The organism is Streptomyces fructofermentans (assembly GCF_014651055.1).
Lineage (GTDB): Bacteria > Actinomycetota > Actinomycetes > Streptomycetales > Streptomycetaceae > Streptomyces > Streptomyces fructofermentans.
The window spans coordinates 357,960-374,442 of record NZ_BMWD01000002.1; the positions used below are offsets into that span (position 1 = coordinate 357,960).

At 73.5% G+C, this 16,483-nt stretch carries 10 protein-coding genes; 9 read left to right on the forward strand and 1 reads right to left on the reverse strand.

Annotated features, from left to right (window positions below; genetic code table 11):
* Positions 1 to 298 precede the first annotated feature (298 nt).
* The 9 genes from IE265_RS04475 (at position 299) to IE265_RS04515 (ending at position 15,584) form a co-directional block, all read left to right on the forward strand.
* Positions 299 to 2,212 carry a hypothetical protein gene (locus tag IE265_RS04475; RefSeq protein WP_190033984.1) on the forward strand — a complete coding sequence of 638 codons (1,914 nt, stop codon included), beginning with the start codon at positions 299 to 301 and terminating at the stop codon, positions 2,210 to 2,212.
* Positions 2,213 to 2,276: 64 nt separating this feature from the next.
* Entirely contained in the window at positions 2,277 to 3,587 is a 1,311-nt protein-coding gene (locus IE265_RS04480; protein ID WP_190033985.1) for a hypothetical protein, read from the forward strand.
* A gap of 46 nt (positions 3,588 to 3,633) precedes the next feature.
* Positions 3,634 to 6,279 (forward strand): hypothetical protein, encoded by a 2,646-nt coding sequence (locus IE265_RS04485; RefSeq protein WP_190033986.1) that lies wholly within the window; start codon positions 3,634 to 3,636, stop codon positions 6,277 to 6,279.
* A 97-nt stretch (positions 6,280 to 6,376) separates the two neighbouring features.
* Positions 6,377 to 7,987, forward strand: coding sequence for a VWA domain-containing protein (locus IE265_RS04490; RefSeq protein ID WP_190033987.1), 1,611 nt, complete (start codon positions 6,377 to 6,379; stop codon positions 7,985 to 7,987).
* An 11-nt stretch (positions 7,988 to 7,998) separates the two neighbouring features.
* Complete coding sequence (locus tag IE265_RS04495; RefSeq protein ID WP_190033988.1) at positions 7,999 to 9,948, forward strand: serine/threonine-protein kinase; 1,950 nt, start codon at positions 7,999 to 8,001, stop codon at positions 9,946 to 9,948.
* 1,341 nt (positions 9,949 to 11,289) lie between these two features.
* On the forward strand, positions 11,290 to 12,189 hold the full coding sequence (locus IE265_RS04500) for an alpha/beta hydrolase (RefSeq protein WP_373302901.1): 900 nt from the start codon (positions 11,290 to 11,292) through the stop codon (positions 12,187 to 12,189).
* 1 nt (position 12,190) lies between these two features.
* On the forward strand, positions 12,191 to 13,429 hold the full coding sequence (locus IE265_RS04505; RefSeq protein ID WP_190034100.1) for an acyltransferase family protein: 1,239 nt from the start codon (positions 12,191 to 12,193) through the stop codon (positions 13,427 to 13,429).
* A gap of 9 nt (positions 13,430 to 13,438) precedes the next feature.
* Entirely contained in the window at positions 13,439 to 14,920 is a 1,482-nt protein-coding gene (locus IE265_RS04510) for a sensor histidine kinase (protein WP_190033990.1), read from the forward strand.
* Positions 14,910 to 15,584, forward strand: a complete 675-nt coding sequence (locus IE265_RS04515; RefSeq protein WP_190033991.1) for a response regulator — start codon at positions 14,910 to 14,912, stop codon at positions 15,582 to 15,584. The genes IE265_RS04510 and IE265_RS04515 overlap by 11 nt, the downstream gene beginning before the upstream one ends.
* Before the next feature lie 276 nt (positions 15,585 to 15,860).
* Here IE265_RS04515 and IE265_RS04520 read toward each other — a convergent pair whose 3' ends face one another.
* Positions 15,861 to 16,379: a hypothetical protein gene (locus IE265_RS04520; RefSeq protein WP_190033992.1), complete on the reverse strand. Its 519-nt coding sequence runs from the start codon at positions 16,377 to 16,379 to the stop codon at positions 15,861 to 15,863.
* Positions 16,380 to 16,483 lie beyond the last annotated feature (104 nt).

Below are 16,483 nucleotides of genomic sequence, written 5' to 3' on the forward strand. Positions count from 1 at the left end.
CTCGCGTCGAGGCGCGCACGGTTCGCCCTCCACCGCGTTCCGCGCGGCACGAAGTCTCCGACCGCGACGGGCGAGTTGGTTCTTTCGGCCCGGCGCGCAGCCGGTGCGACTTTTCATGAATGGGCGCTATTGCGCCACATGCCTGGGGTAACGTACGACTTCACGAAGGTCCCACAATGCACACCATCGGACCTTCGCCTTTCCTGCACGTATTTTCGAGTTGAGCATGACGCCAGTCGTTCGATTATGTGAGAACGCGGCCGCACGTCCCAGACGGTTGCCGCGTTCCGGGGGGCACGTGAGAACGCAGCACAACAGCGGGGCGCCGACAGGTACGGACGACCTGACGGCCGCCGCCCAGGTCGCGGTGGCGCTGCACGCGTTGCGCGACGGGGCGGGCACCCCGCCCATCGATCCGTCGTTCGAACTGGCCGAACGCACCTTCGGGCGGCAGCTTCCCGGGTTCGAGCGGCATTCGGCCACGGCATGGCGGACCGCCCTCGGGCGCGCGGAGGCGCGAAGGGGCGAGCGCCGGCGCACCCGCGGACTGGGGTGGCTCAGCACCGCCCTCGTCGGGGGCGAGATCAATGCGGCGACCGTCGTGGAAATCGGCTGCGAGAAAGTGCGCGTGAGCCGCCTCTGGTGCGGCGCCGACGACGGACTCCCCGACACCACCCTTCTTTTCGAGGCGGAGTGGAACGGGGATCACGCCGATGTTCCCGACGGCTCCCGGAAAACACGAGAAACACCGGAAACCCGCGCCGGAGAAAATCGAATAGGACACCTGTTCGCGATTGCCCGGGGAATTCGAACTTCGGAGGATATCGGGGACGCTGTGGACCGTGCGCTCCGGAGCGCGCCGCTCCCCCGTCCCGCACCGGCCCGCACCAGCGAACCCCTCGTCGTGGTCGTCCGCGCGGCGGAGTGGACCGCGGTCGAGGACGCGGCGGCCCGCGTGGACGCCCTGCGGCCGGCGATCCTGTGGCTGCGCCTTCCCGTCGGATGGCCGCGGCACGGCCCGGTCGACCTGCTCGACGGCGCTCCCCTGCGCCGCGCCCTGTGGTTCGTCGCCACGCGCGTGGACGGCTCGACGGGAGCGGTGGATCTCGCCCGGACACCCCTCTTCCCGGCCGGCAGCACGTCCGCCGGGCCCGGGTCCGCCGACGGACAGCCGCCGGTGGCGGAGGTCCGGGTCGCGCGACCGCCCTCCGCGGGCGCCCCGGCGCGGCACAGCGCCTTCGTCGTCACCGCCCGCCCGGCGGACGAACCCGCCGACTGGCTTCCCGTACGGGCGGACCGCGTCGTGCTTCCCGTCGGCGCGCAGACCACGCTGCGCTACCGACTCGACGCCCCGGGACGCATGGGGCTGCTGTTCGACGGCGCGCACGATCCGGAGACCACGCCCTGGCACCTGGTCGTCCGCCACCTGCCCCGCAGGCTGTACGCACCACAGCCCGTCGACCTGGTGGTGGCCGTCGAGACCGCCGGCCGACGCGGCGACGGGGAGGCGCAGTTGGCGGACCGGCTCAAGCGGGCCCAGGCCGTCATCAGCGCCACGGACGCCGCCGTACCCGACGCGCACGCGCTGCGGGTCGGGCTGATCGGCTACCGGGACCACCGTCCGCTGGCGGGGCCCGGCGACCGGACGCCGATCCACTACAGCGCGGGCCTGCGGGACGCGGAGGCCGCCGCGCGGCTGCTCGCCGACTGGCAGCACAGCCCGCTGCACCACGACTTCGCCACGGGCCTCGAACACGTGCCGGACGAACTGCACACGTGGCACCGGCAGTGGCGTCCGGACAGCCTGCGGGTGCTGCTCGTCGTGGGCGCCCGGCCGCCGCATCCGTACGGCAGACCGCCGCAGGCCGTGCGGCGGCGCGCGCGGGTCCGGGTCTGCCCCGACCGGTTCGACTGGGAGTCCTCGCTGGCGGTCCTCCGCCATCAGCAGGAACTGCGCTGCCTGGCGCTGGTGGACCCACCCGACTGGATGGCGGAGGACGCGGAACCCCTCGTGGCCGAGTGGGCGCGCCGGGCCTGGACGCACTTCGGCCGGCAGGGCTTCTTCACCGTCGGGGACAGCCCGGAGCGGGTCGTGGAGACGCTGCTCTCCTCCACCCGGCGGTCCGGGGACGGCACCCCGCCCCCGATGCTCGTCGGAGCCGCCGGCCCCTCCGAATCATGGCTCGCCCATCCGTCGTCCTGGACGGCATGACGAGCGGCACAGACGCACGACCAGGGCTTCCGGAACCCCGGAGGCCTCCGGACCCAGGGGGAACATGAACGACCAGGACGAGACCAAGGACGCGCAGCCGCAGAACGGGGCGCGGCGCCGGGCCGAGACCGGCAAGAAGAGCCCGTACGCCGTCTTCGACCAGCCCGTCGCACTGCCCGGGCCGCCCGCGGCACCCGGCCCCGCGGTGTTCCCCGTCCAGGAGGACACCGGCGCGGACGCCGTCGAGCAGCAGCCCGTGCACCTCCAGCGCACCGTGCCCGCGCCCCGGCCGGAGCGGAGCAGGGACGCGGCACCGCGGCCCGAGCGGACCAGGGACGCGGAGCCGCCCGTCGCGGCGCCCGAGGACGCGGCGGTCGCCGCAGCCGCGGAGGGGACGGCGGCGGGGTCCTCGATCACCCTCTGGGGAGGCATCGGCAGCGGCAAGTCCACGCTGCTGGCCGCACTCACGCGGGCGGTGCTGGACCCCCAGTACGGCGCGTGGAACGTCTTCCCCGAGGACCACGTGTCGAAGCAGTACCTCAACGACCTCGCGCACACCTTCTACCGGGAGCGGGTGTTCCCCAGCGCCACCCAGGAGGTGCAGCGCCCCATCCAACTCACCCTGGTGGGCGACGTGTCGGGAACCCCGTACTCCACCAAGGGCGCGAGGCGCAGGTGGCGGCGGAGCGGCACGGTGCCGCCCGAGGTCCTCGAATTCCGCGTCACCCTGCGCGACATGCCGGGCGAGGCCTTCGACCTGCGTACCGACATGGGGGCGCTCCTCGGGCCCAAGCTCATCGCCGACCTCGCCGACTCGCGGGGCATGGTCTACGTGCTCGACGCGGCCCGGGAGTGGCGCGTCAACGGCGAGAACGGCCCCGTCGACGACGACGAGCGGCAGAGCGCTGACTTCTTCACCGAGGTCCTCGACGGCGTGGCGACCGAGGTCGCCATCCGCAAGAGGCGCGACGGCCACCGGCTGCCGCACAGCATCGCGGTCTGCCTGGCCAAGTTCGACGACGAGGAGGTCTTCCGGTTCGCCTGCGAGACCGCGAACGTGCGGCTCAACCCCCGTACCGGGCAGCCCGAGGCCATCGACGCCAAGCAGCTCTTCGACGACCTGTGCGACCGGTTCCCGCACGGCAGCCTCGGCGAGGTCAGGACCCAGATCGAGCGCTACTTCGTACCGGAGCGCGTGGGCTACTTCGTGTGCTCCGCGGTCGGCTTCTGGGTGAACCCCGAGCACGGCTTCGACTTCGACAACCCCTCGCTGGTCAACCCCGTCGAGAACAAGGTCCGCTTCGCCGCGCCGCCCCGGCCCGTCAACGTCATGGAGCCGTTCCTGTTCCTCCGCGGCCTGTCCCAGCGGGGATGACGCCCTCAGCCTCCGGAACTCCCGGACGAGAAAGGAGAACCCGCCCATGTCGTCCACCGGCACGGGACTGACCGCGGGCTGGGCGGTCTGGGGCAAGCGCCCCAGCCGGCAGGGTTACCACGTCATCTCCGCCTGCCCGGCGGAGTGGCACAGCGCGTACAACGAGGCGATCCAGCACTGGTCCCCCGGTACGCCCGCACCCACCGACACCCTCCCCTGGATCACCATCGGTCCCCGCCTCATGCCCGACGGCCAACTGGCCCTCGGCGTCTACGTGCTGCACGGCACGGACAGCACCGACGTGCACAACCGGCCCATCAACCGGATCACCCACGTGTGGGTGCCGTACGAGGAGGCGGCCGTCCGCGGACTCGGCTGGACGTCCCTCGCCCGCGCCGCGCTGGGGGTGGCGCTGGGAGCCGGCGCGCTGGTGCCGGAGCAGCGGCATCCGAAGGCGGAGCAGCCGGGTCTCACCGCCTCGGGCGGTGCCGTCGAACTGGCCATCGGGGACGACGAGCACCTCGTGCACGAGGTCGACGAGGTGTTCACCTCCACCGACGGCTCCACGCTGTCCACGAACGTGCTGCGCTGGCACGCCGCCGTCGCGGCGCGACTGCTCGACGGCCCCGTGGTGGTGACGGGAGGCACCGAGGAGGACGCCCTGGAACGGCTGCGGCTCCTGGACAACATCGCCGCCATGCTGCCGTACGCGCTCCGGGCCGAGGTCTCCGCCGCCACCGCCACGTCGTCGGGGGCCAACCACCGCATCCAGCTCTCGTGGGGCCGCCCCGCCGTCGACGTCGAATGCGTGCCCTGGCAGGCCGTGCCACCGGCCGTCGACGTGCTCTCACCCGCGGCGCGCGAGTACCACGACCTGCTGATCCACGCCTGGGAGTCGCGCGGCGGCCCCACCGTGCTGAACCATCTCGCCGACGCGATCGGTTTCGACGCCCGGGACGACGCGGCCCGGCTGACACCGGCCCGGCAGGCGTACGAGCTCCTCAGCGCCCTCGACGACCGGCTCGCCGTCGAGGCGCGGGCGCTGCGGGGCCAGCCGGTCGCGCCCGAGGTGCTGGACGGCTTCCTGCGCGATCCGCAGACCCACCGCAGCACCGCCAAGGTCATGTCGCGGGCGAAGCTGTCCGGGCCGTCGACGGACATCTCGTCCCTCTCGACGCACCTGGACGATCCGCAGATCGCGGCCCTCGTACGGCAGCGGCTCGCCGAGGACCTGCGGGCCGGCGACCTCTCGTCCGTGCAGGAGCGGGTCGGCAGCCTGCTGGGCGCCACCGCGCGGGACGGCTCGCAACGGGACGTCGTCGACCGCGCCGTCGCCCACCTCGTCACCCTGCCCGACGCGTCCGGCGAAGGCGTCGACATCACCTCCGTGCTCCAACTGCTGCCGTCGCTCCAGCCGTTCGCACCGGACACCATGCCGTTCACCCGCGGCACCCTGGCCTCACGGCCCGAGTTGGCGCACGGCCTGCTGCGCGGCGCCGCTCGGGGCGCACAGCCCGTCGCCACCGTCGTCGCCTGGCTGGACTGGCTCGGTACCGGCCCGGAGGGCGGAGCCGAACTGCCGCTGCTGCGGGACCTGTTGCTGGGGCCCTCCGCGTCGCTCTGGCCGCCCCCGCAGCGCTGGGCCGCCAAGAATCCCGAGGCCGCCGCACGCCTGCTGGACCTGGCGGTCGCCTGCGGCAGGGGCGAGCCCGTACTGGGCCAGGAGTTCTTCGGGGACCTCTGCGAAGTGCTGTCGCCGCTGGGCACGGGCCGGGTGCTGCGCAGGGGCGCGGCCTCGTCCTGGGAGGCCGAGTCCGCGCCCCTGCGTGACGTACTGGCCAACGGCCCGTACGCCGTGCTCACCCCGCAGTCCCAGGCCCGCTGGGACCTGCTGTGCGCCTTGGCCGACGAGCCGCTGACGGCAGCGGCGGGGCACCACGGCGACGACCCGTCGCACGCGCTGCTGGACACGTACTCCACCTCTCTGTGCCGGGAGTTGAAGGGGCTGCGCCAGCGGGACAGGGCAGTCGCCGGGGAGAACCTGCTGCGTGAACTCCTGTGCGTCGCGAAGGACCGGCGGCCGGGCGCGACCGCCCGTGCCGTGACCGAACGGCTGGTGCAGGCGCCCACCGACCCCGCACTGTGCCGACTCACCGGCGAGGCCGTCGCGGCGCTCCTGGAACGCCGCGACTGGCGCGCGGACGAGGAGGACGCGCGATGGCTGACACGGCTGGCCACCTCGCTGCCGTCGCTCAAGAACGTCACTCATCTGTACGCGCTGCGCGACGCCGTGGGCAACAGCGAACTCACCACGGACGAGCTGGCGGGACGGCTGCGCACGGCGCGCCGGGCCGGAGTGGGAACCCCCGACCTGTGCGAACCCGTGACCGCCTGGGCCAAGAGGCACCGCAGTCCCGGCACCGCGCTGCTCAACCTGCTGGAGGCCTTCCTGCGGGCCCACCGCGACCGCGAGGACCCGACGGGCCCCGCCGAACGGCTGGCGCTGGAACGGGAGCTGTCCCGCGGCCGGGTCTCCGAACTGCTGTGGCCGCTGTACTACACGGCGGTCACGAACGACCTGCGGGACCAGGAGACCGAGGCGGTCAAGGCCATCCGCAAGGAGACCCTGCGGCGGGACACGATCCAGCAGCGCCTGCAGCACCTCAACGACATGCACGTGAACCGCTACTGAACAGGGCTGCCCCGGCCCGCTCCCCCAGTCCCCGCCCACCGCCCCACCGCCAGCCCACCCGACACCGCCCGGTGTCCCCGAGGGAGAGTGCCCCGCCATGCCCACATCGTCATCCGCGCGGCGCCGGCCGCGCGCGGCCGCGACAGCGGCCCTGCTCACCGCCGCCCTGCTGTTCGGCCCCTCCGCCGCCCACGGCGCCGACGGGCCCGAGCCGCCCACCGCGGAGCGCATCGGCCAGGACCTCGGCGTCGACGAGGTACCCGCCACCTACGCCGTGCTCGTCGACACCTCCTCGTCCATGAACGACAAGGGGCCGGGCGGCGCGAAGCTGTACGACACCGTGAAGAAGCGGCTCGGCACGTTCCTGTCGGGACTCGCCCCGGACGACCAGGTCACCGTGATCGCCTTCGGTCGCTCCGTCAGCGTCGTCGAACCCCTCAAGAAGGCCGAGGACGCGCGGGGAGCGGCCGGGGAACTGCCCGGGAAGGCCGAGGAGACGGCCAGCGACCCGGGCAGCGCCCTGGAGGCCGCCGAGCAGCAGCTCCGGAAGAGCCGCACGCCGGTCGCCGCCGTGCTGCTGCTCACCGACGGGGCGATCGACGCGCCCGACAGCCACTACGGCGAGCTGGGAACGCCGCACTGGAAGCGGCTCCAGGAGCGGTACCGCGCGCTCGGGCACGATCGCCTCGTCGCGGGATACGGTCTGCCGCTCACCGACGACACGAAGATCTCCGACGTGCTGGGCGCGGTCTTCCCCACCCCGCGCATCCTGCCGGAGGGCGTCGCCGAGCTGGACTCCCAACTGGACACCGCCAAGGACCAGATCCGGATGGACAAGGCCGTCAAGGAGCTGCGCGAGGACAAGGGGGCCGGGGTCCGGCTGACCGTGTCCGGGCGGGGCGCAGAGGCCGCCGGGTCCCGCGCCCCGACGCTCGACACGGGTGACCGCACCGGCGTGCGGCGCGAGAAGGTACGCGTCACCGTCACCTCCCGAACCCGCCATGTGCCGCTGCGCGTGAGCCTGGGCACCACCGCGCGCGAGGGCGGGCCCGCGGTCACGGCCGAGGGGCTGCCGAGCCGGCCGATCACGCTCCGGGCGGGCAAGTCCGAGCACTACGACGTCGTCCTGACCTGGCGGCAGGACGCGCGGACCTCGCTGACCTGGTCGTCCCGCCCCTTCCGCGCCGGTCTCACCCTCACCGCGGACGTCACGTCGTCCTGGACGCCGACCGTGCGGGGCGCGCTCGGTTACCCGGCCTTCCGCGTGGACGGCACCGACTCGGCGGAGGTCCGGCTGGAGGGCACGGTCCCGGGACAGCCGCCGGGGTGGCTCTACCCCCTGGTCATCCTGGTGCTCCTGCTCGCAGGGCTCGCGGTGTGGGTGCTGCGCCGCAGGGGCAACCCCGTCATGTCCGGCACGCTCGTCGTCACGGACCTGCCGTCGGGCGAGCGCGTCCACCGGCCGCTGAGCGGCCGCTCGCTGACCATGGACGTCGACGTGGCCGACGTGCGGGCCCGGATCAAGGTCCGCGGGAGCGTCGTGTCCGGCCGCCAGGTCCTCGTCCTGGACTGCGTACGCGAACCCGTACGGGCCGCCGCCGCGCGCCTCACCGACTCCGGGTCGTGCGAGCTGGGCAAGTCCACCGTCCTGTGCGGCATCGGCTTCTCGCACACCGCCGTCGCCCGTGACACCGCGTCGGTGCAGTGAGGGGCGGCGCCGTGGAGGAGCAGCCGACCGCGCCCATGCCCACCGTGGCGCCGGTGACCGAGCTGAGGGACTCCGACCCGGTGGAGGCCGCCGGCTTCCGGCTGCTGGGCAGGCTCGGGACCGGCGGGTTCGGGCACATCTACCTCGGGCGGCGCGCCACCGATCCGGCGGCGGACCCCGGCGGCGACCCGTACACGCTGGCCGCGGTGAAACTCCTCAAGGAGGAGTTCTCCGCCGATGCCGGGCACCTCCAGCGCTTCCACCAGGAGAGCAAGGCCCTCGCGCGGTGCGCGGGGGCCGGCATCCCCGAACTGCTCTCGTTCCGGTTCGACAACGGCGACCTGCCCGCCATCGCGACCCGGTTCGTGCCGGGTCCGTCGCTCTACAGGGTCGTGGACTCGCACGCCGGGGCCCTGCCGTCCGGCACGGTCCGCGCGCTGGGCGCCGACCTCGTCGACACGCTGCGCACCGCGCACAGCAAGGGGCTGCTCCACCGCGACCTGCATCCGGGCAACATCCTGCTCACCGACGACAGTCCGTGGATCATCGACTTCGGCCTCACCCGGATCCGCGGCCAGCGCCTGACGCGCCCGCTGGACCAGGCGATCGGCAACCCCCACTACTGCGCGCCGGAGCAGCTCGACGGCCTCGCGGCGACGGGCGCGTCCACGGACGTGTTCGGCATCGGCGCCGTGCTGCTGTTCGCACTGACCGGCCGCGCCCCGTATCCGGGCGCCCGGCTCCGCGCGCAGCGCGCCGTCGACCTGTCGGGGCTCGCCGGGGACCGGCTCGGCGGACTGATCGGCTCGTGCCTCGCGGAGAACGCCGACGACCGGCCGTCCCTGGACGAGTTGCGGAGCGCGTTCGGCGAGCCGGGCGCCCTCGACCTGCCGGCAGGCGTCCGGCGCACCCTCGCGGAGCACCGGGCCCAGCTCCAGGTCTTCCTGCGCAGCGTGGGCAACGAGGCGGAACTCACGGTGCCGTTCCGGCCCGGCCGGCGGGGCTGGACGCGGAACGTCGGGGACTGGGCGCACGCGGTGCTGCCCACCGAGGACGGCGCGGTGGCCGCGGCCGACGGCACCGGCGCCCTGCACTGGCTGCACGCCGCCGGCGGAACTCCGATCGCCCGGTACACCGGGTACCGGCCGCCGCTCCGGATGAGCGCCGGGGAGCAGTTGCTCCTGGTGCGGGACGCCGCGGGCCGGCTGGAGGCCTGGGACACGCGGAAGCGCACCCGCCGCTGGTCGGCCGTGACACCCGGCGGCAACGCCGCCACGCCGGTCCTGCTGCACGGGCACAACGTGCTCCTGTGCGAGCCCGAGGGAACGCTCCTGCACTTCGACGCGCACACCCGCCTCGTGTGGTGGCGCAGCGCTCCGCTGACCGACCCGACGGCCGTCATCGCGGGACCCGACCGGGTGTACGTCCTCACCGGGCACGGGCGCCGGCTGCTCGCCCTCAACGACGAGGACGGCACCCCGGCCTGGCCCGAGCCGTTCACCCTGGAGGCACCCGCGCGCGCCGCGCCCCTGCCGGACGGGGAGACCGTCGTGGTCGCCGACTCCCGCGGCGGGCTGCACTGCCTCTCTGCCGCCGACGCGTCCGTGCGCTGGTCGGTGGCGCTGGGGGCGCCGGTCGTCACGGCGCCCGTGCGCGTGGGGGACACGATCGTCGTCGGGGACACGTCCGGTGTGCTGCACGCCCACGCGGCGCGTACGGGCGCGGCGGTGTGGCGGACCGACGGGGAGAACGGCGACGAGATCTTCGTGCTGTGCGCGATGGGAACGACGGTCGTGGCCGGCGGCTGGCGGGGCCGGCTGCACGCGGTGAACGCGGCCGACGGGAGCACGGTGAGGACCGTCGACCTGCCGGGCCAGATCCTCGCCCTGACCCCGTCCTCGGTGAACACGGCCGTGCTGGCGGCCACTTCGGAGGGGACGGTGCGTCAGGTGCCGTTGTGAACCGGACCCGTGCCGCGGTCCGGCAGGGCCGACCCGGGTGCCGATGACGGGTGTCGTCCCGGGCCATCGCGCGCGTGAGCACGCCCGGGAACTGCTTGGAACCGATGCCGCGGCGCCGTGTCGCCGACGTCTGCCGAGCGGCACCTGAGCGGAGCGGAAAGGGGGCCGCACCGGCCGCCCACTGCGACTCCGGGCGCTGCAGCTCCGGGCGCTGCGACTGCGGGCGCCGCGGCGCCCGTGCGCGGAGGCCCGCCGACGCGCCACGCCACCCGCCGGCCCCGATCCCCGACGCCTGCCCCGCGACCACGCCCGCCCCACCTCCTTCCTTCCTCGTTCAGGCGGGGTGCAGGGGCAGCAGAGGGGATGTCGGCTCCCCGACCACCGCCGATACCCGGCCTGAGCTGCGGCGTTCGGAGGCCGACGGGCAGGTGGGGGCAGGAGATGACGCAAGGGCCGGCGCAGGAGTAGGCGCAGGAGTAGGCGCGCGAGATGCCCCCGGCGACCACGGCGGACCCCGCCCGGGCCTGCCCGCCGCCCCGAATCCCACGGGTGGTCCTGACTCCCTCGCGCCCCCTGACAAGCCCGCGTTCCACCCCCTCGCTGCGCGCTGCGCGCGGGGTGGTGCGCACAGCCGCGGGTGCGCTTGCGCAGTGGACTGCGCAAGCGCACCCGACCGTCTGCGCAGGCCGCACCGGTACGCAGCGTTCGAGAGGCGTGCGCACCTCTCCCGCACTGCTCTGACGGGGAGCCACGAATCCGGAAACGGGCTTGGTCGGGTCTGCGGTCGGGCCGACCACGAACCCCGACCACCTGCGCGATTCCGACCGTGACGGTGAAGCGCCGACACCATCGGGGGGGGGCGGGTCGCGATCGGCGGGTTGCCTCCACCCACGACACCCGACTGCGCGGGCACGCAAGGACCGGGAACACTGCGCGTTGCGCTTCTCGCATGCCTGACGAGTATCGCGGTGCGGAACAGACCCGCGGCCCGGAGCCCCCGTCATACCCCTAGTACCTGAGAGCTACCTCCGAGGACCCCTCCCCGGCGGGACGCGGGCGACGACTGATGATCCGTAACTTCCCTTCCCAGGACGCCCGATGGCCGGGCAGCGCGGTCGGGGAGGCTTGGTGCCGATGGGGGTACGCGAGGGGCGGTTCGCCGCACAGGGGCTCGACGGACGAGTGGCGGGACGACAGGGACGCGGGCCGCAGCAGAAGCGCGGGGCTCCTCCCGTGAACGAACCGGCTCGCGGACGGGCACTGGGCCGTGGCAGCCCACCGACTCGCGGCCGGCGACGGCTTCGTGCTCTGCTCGCCGTCCTGGTCGCAGCCGCTGTCGTCGTGCCGCTCACGGCCGCGAGCCGGCCGCGGATCCCCGCCCCGTTCCCCGCCGACCTCGCCGTGCCGACGGCGTCGACACTGGAGGACGCGTACGCCTCCAACCGGGCCAACGCCGAGTCCGCGGCCCGCATGGCGGCCGCCCACGGAGACCTGCACCGTGCCTCGGCCGACGATGCGCTCGCGCAGCCCTCCCGCAGACTTCTCACTTTCGACGGCCGCGGTTCCGGCCGGGTGACCGAGGTGTTCGGAGATCTGGCCCACGCGCACCGAGTCGCCGTGCTCGTGCCCGGGGCCGACACCTCGCTGGACACCTACGAGCGGTTCCGCGCCTCGGCGGCGGCCGTCCACGACGCACTTGCCCAGCGGGGTTCCGGCGGCAGGGACACCGCGGTCGTCGCCTGGCTCGGCTACACCACTCCGGACACGGTCAGCACCTCCGCGCTCACCCCCGGCCGGGCCGACGAAGCGGCGCCGGAACTACGGGAGTTCGTGAGCACCATGCGTGGCATCACCGGCCCGGACACCCGGATCAGCATCCTGTGCCATTCGTACGGATCCGTCGTATGCGGGCGGGCCGCCGACCGCCTGAACATCGAGGAGCTGGTCCTCCTCGCCAGTCCGGGCGCGGGCACCGAATCAGTGGCGGGCCTTCGGACCCGGGCACGGGTGTGGGCGGCCCGCGGTGGTGGCGACTGGGTGGCGGAAGTGCCGAAGATCGAGGTCGACCTGCTCGGAACCACGGTCGGCTTCGGCAGCGACCCCGTTTCCCCCGGCTTCGGCGCCCGGGTGTTCTCCGCCGGCGGCGGCGGCCACAGCGACTACTTCCGACCAGGATCGGTCAGTCTGGCGAACCTTGCCCGGATCGTCCTCGGTGAGACCACGGAGGTCACCCGTGCGTGACATGACCGCTGGCCGCCCTCGGAGGCGGCGCGTCCTACGTCCGTACTCCGCCATCCGCTCAGCGGCCGTCCGGCTCGACGCGGCCACCCCGTCCGGCCGGGACCGAGCCGTCGACGCCCTGCGTGCCTCGGCGATCCTCGGTGTCGTCCTCGGCCACTGGCTGGTGACCGCTCTCGTCGTCGACGGCGACGCCTTGCGTACCGAGAGCCCGCTGGGCCACATGCCGTGGCTGGCCCCGGTGTCCTGGATGTTCCAGACACTCGCGGTCTTCTTCATGGTGGGCGGTCACGTGGCGACCAGAAGCTACGCCTCGGGCCGGGCGCGAGGTGGCACGTACCGCTCATGGCTGGGGGCCCGTCTGGCCAGATTGTTCAAACCGGTGCTCGTCATGGCGGCGCTGTGGACGGTGGCCTCGACATGCCTCCTGCTCGGCGGCGCGTCCTTCACCACCGTGCACACCGTGGTGAAGCTGGCGCTGTCACCGCTGTGGTTCCTGCTGGTGTTCGCGATGCTCACCGTCGCGACCCCGCTGCTGGCCCGACTCAACCCGCTGTGGCCGCTGGCCGTGGTCCTGCACGTGGACCTGATCCGCTTCGGGCTCGGCGGCCCGTCATGGCTCGGCTGGGTGAACGTTGCGGCCGGCTGGCTCGTGCCGTACACGGTGGGCTCGGCCTGGACACGCGGCGAGCTCGAGCACAGGCGTGCGGGCTGGATCCTGTGCGGGGCCGGGACGGTGGCGACGGCGCTACTCGTGGCCTGGGCCGGCTATCCGGCGTCGATGGTCGGCGTGCCCGGCGCGGCGGTATCGAACCTCGACCCGCCGACGCTCGCCGCCGTCACCTTCGGTCTGGCCCAGTGCGGCGCCGCCCTGCTGCTGCGCGAGCGGCTGCGGCGGACGATGCGCAGACCGGTCGCCTGGGCGGCCGTGGCGGTGGTGAACCTGTCGGCGATGACGATATTCCTCTGGCATCAGACCGCGCTCATGGCGACCACGACCACCACCCTCCAGGCGGGCCGCCTGCCCGGCCTTCACACGGTGCCCGACGGCCTGGACTGGGTGGGCGCGCGGCTCCTCTGGCTGCCGGTCTTCGCGGCAGTCCTCGCCGTGTGCCGGGCGGCGTTCCACGGCTTCGAGAGCCGTGGAGAGCAGGGCCCGGGCACGAGCCCGGGCAGGACGCGGGTGGTGCGCGTCGAGGCCTTGAGGGAAAAGTCGGAGCTGCGGGAGGCGGACCGTGCTTAGGTGGGGCGGATGAACGGAGTGCGGGAGCAACTGATCCGCGTCCTGCGGATGCTGCGCGACGATCTGTGGACGGCCCGCGCCGCGCCGCTGCCACCCTCGGTGTGGCTGCGCTGGCTGCCCCACGGCATGGTCTGCCTGACCGCGTTCGGCTCGGCGGTCAGCAACGTCGACCATCTGGCCGACCGCTACCAGTTCAGCGCGCAGGCCGCAATGCTGTGCTCAGTGCTGCAGGGCCTCGCGGTGGTCCTGGCGCTGTGGCGTCCGGTGCCTGCGTGGTGGGCATCGACGGTGGTCTCGGTCGTGACCGCCCTGATCGCCCGGGACCACCTGCTCGACGACCCGCATTCGGGGGATCCGAGCTGGCCGTGGGCACCGCCCGGGCTGATCGCGCACGGCATCGTCCTGCTGCTGCTGTCGCTGCGGCTGCCGACCCGGGTGTCGGCCGAGGCGCTCGGGCTGACCGCGCTGCTCACCTATGCAGTCCAAGGCGTGATCGGTGGCGCGAACTACGGACCGTCCGGCAAGGTGGCGGTGGCCCTGTTCACGGTCGTCGTCCTCCTCGGCACCGCCCTGCGCGGCCGCCGTGAGGCCCGCCATCAACTCGTCGAGCAGACCGGTATCACCGTCGAGGAGCGCGCCCGCCGCACCCTGCTCGAGGAACGCAACCGCATCGCGCGCGAGCTCCACGACGTGGTCGCCCACCACATGTCGGTGATCTCCATACAGGCGCAGGTGGCTCCGCTCCTCGTGGAGAAGCCGTCCGTGGAGCTGAAGGAGAACCTGGAGGGCATCCGGAAGAACGCCCTGGAGGCCCTCACCGAATTGCGCCGGGTTCTGTGCGTGCTGCGCTCCGAGAACCCCGAGGATCCCTACGGTCTCGGCGCGGCCGGTACCGGGAACGCCCCGGAGGGGCCGCAGCCCACGCTCGATCGGCTCGACGCCCTGATCGACAACACCCGGGCCGCCGGGCTGGAGGTCGTCGCCGAGGTGCGGGGCGAGGCGTCGGCGTATCCCCCGGGCCTGCAACTGTCGGCCTACCGAATCGTGCAGGAGGCGCTGAGCAACGCCCTGCGGCACGCGCCCGGTTCCCGGGTGCGGGTCCGCGTCACGCACGACCTGCGGGGCCTGTACCTGGAGGTCACCAACTCCCGCCCCGAGGGGCCGCTCTCCTCCTCGCCCGGCGCGGGGCACGGGCTCCTGGGCATGCGGGAGAGGGCCGTGATGCTGGGCGGGCACGTCGCCGCCCATCCGACGCTGCCCGGCGGCTTCACGGTGTCGGCGTTCCTCCCCGCGGACGGCGCCTCCCATCCTGCTGCCGAGGACGGTTTCCCGCCCGGCCTCGCACCGATCTCCGGCCCAACCGCGGGGGAGGCCCGCGGAGTCCGCATCCCCGACATGCCGATGCCCCGCCCCGGGACGGGATCCACCGCCGGCCCGTCCACGGGCTCCTCGGCGGGGCGTCAGCAGGAGAAGAGACCCCATGACGAGTGACACCATCCGCGTATTGATCGCCGACGACCAACAGATGGTCCGTCAGGGATTCACCGTGCTGCTCAACGCCCACCCGGGCATCGACGTGGTCGGTCAGGCGGTCGATGGTCTCGACGCCGTCGCGCAGGTCGCGGAACTGTCCCCGGACGTCGTCCTGATGGACATTCGCATGCCCGAACTGGGCGGCATCGAGGCCACCCGTCGCATCACCGGCTCCGCCCCCGACATCAAGGTCCTGGTGCTCACCACCTTCGACCTCGACGAGTACGTGTACGAGGCGCTGCGCGCCGGCGCGTCCGGGTTCCTGCTCAAGGACGCCTCCGCCGATCAGCTCGCCGAGGCCGTGCGCATAGTGGCGGCCGGTGACGCGCTGCTCGCACCCGGCATCACCCGCAAGCTGATCGCCGAGTTCTCCCGGTTGAACGGCACGCCGAGCGCCCCACTGAAGAAGCGCGTCGGCGACCTCACCGAACGCGAGACGGAGGTCTTGTCGCTCATCGCGCGGGGCCTGTCCAATGCGGAGATCGCCGGGCACCTCGTCATCGCCGAGCAGACCGTGAAGACACATGTCGGCCGCATCCTGGTCAAACTGGGTCTGCGGGACCGGACCCAGGCGGCCGTGTTCGCATACGAATCCTCGCTGGTGAAACCCGCTGGCCGCTGACCTGCTGAAGCATCCGCGCCACGTCGGCGGGTTCCTCGGTCACGGTGAGAGCTTCCGGCGCGGCGGTGCGGGCGACGGCCGCGTCACCGGGAGGCCGCGCGTCGCCGAGCGCGGGAGGAGCGGCAGTTGGGTGTCGGCGACGCCCTCCGTGACCGACTGCCCGGCCGCGCGCGGCAGTTCCGGCCAGGACGGCCCGGGCCCCGTGGAGCGACCGTCGTCCACGGCGGGACTCCGCACTTCGGGCCGGGCGGGGTCCGCCGCCTCGGGGACGTGGCGTCAGTACCGCAGGGCGTCGCGGACCTCGGCGGTCACCGAGCCGTCCAGGTCCCGGTTGCTGCGGGCCGTGGCACGCGCGGTCCTGCCCGCGGCGACGTCGGGGACGTCCAGGACGACGACGTCGACCAGGTTGTCCGACGCGTCCCTGAAGTTGACGGCGATCGTGTAACTCCGCTTCTTCGAGTCGCTGTTGGTGACGGTCACCGGGACCTCCACCTTGCCGTCGGAGCTCGTCGTGGCGTTGCCCGCGGTGACGTCCGACGTGGCGTCCAGGCCCCCCTTCACCTCCTCCAGCGCCGAGGAGGCGGCGGCCTCCACGGATGCGCCCGCCGAGGCCACCGCCGACGACGCCGCGCTGCTGGCCGCGGAGGCGAGTTCGGACGCCCCGGACTTCACCGCGGAGGCCGCCGAGGAGGCGGGTGAGGTCGCCGAGTCGTCGGAGGAGCAGCCGGTCAGTCCGGCCCAGCCGAGCACGACTGCGGCTCCGACGGCGACACATCGGTTGACCTGGCGATCCATGGCTTCTCCCGCCTCGACTGCGTGTCCCCGTCCACCCTCGGCCACCCGGTGGGGCCCGACCAGCGGGACGCGGCACCCGGGTGACCGCTCCCGTCCCGCCTGCG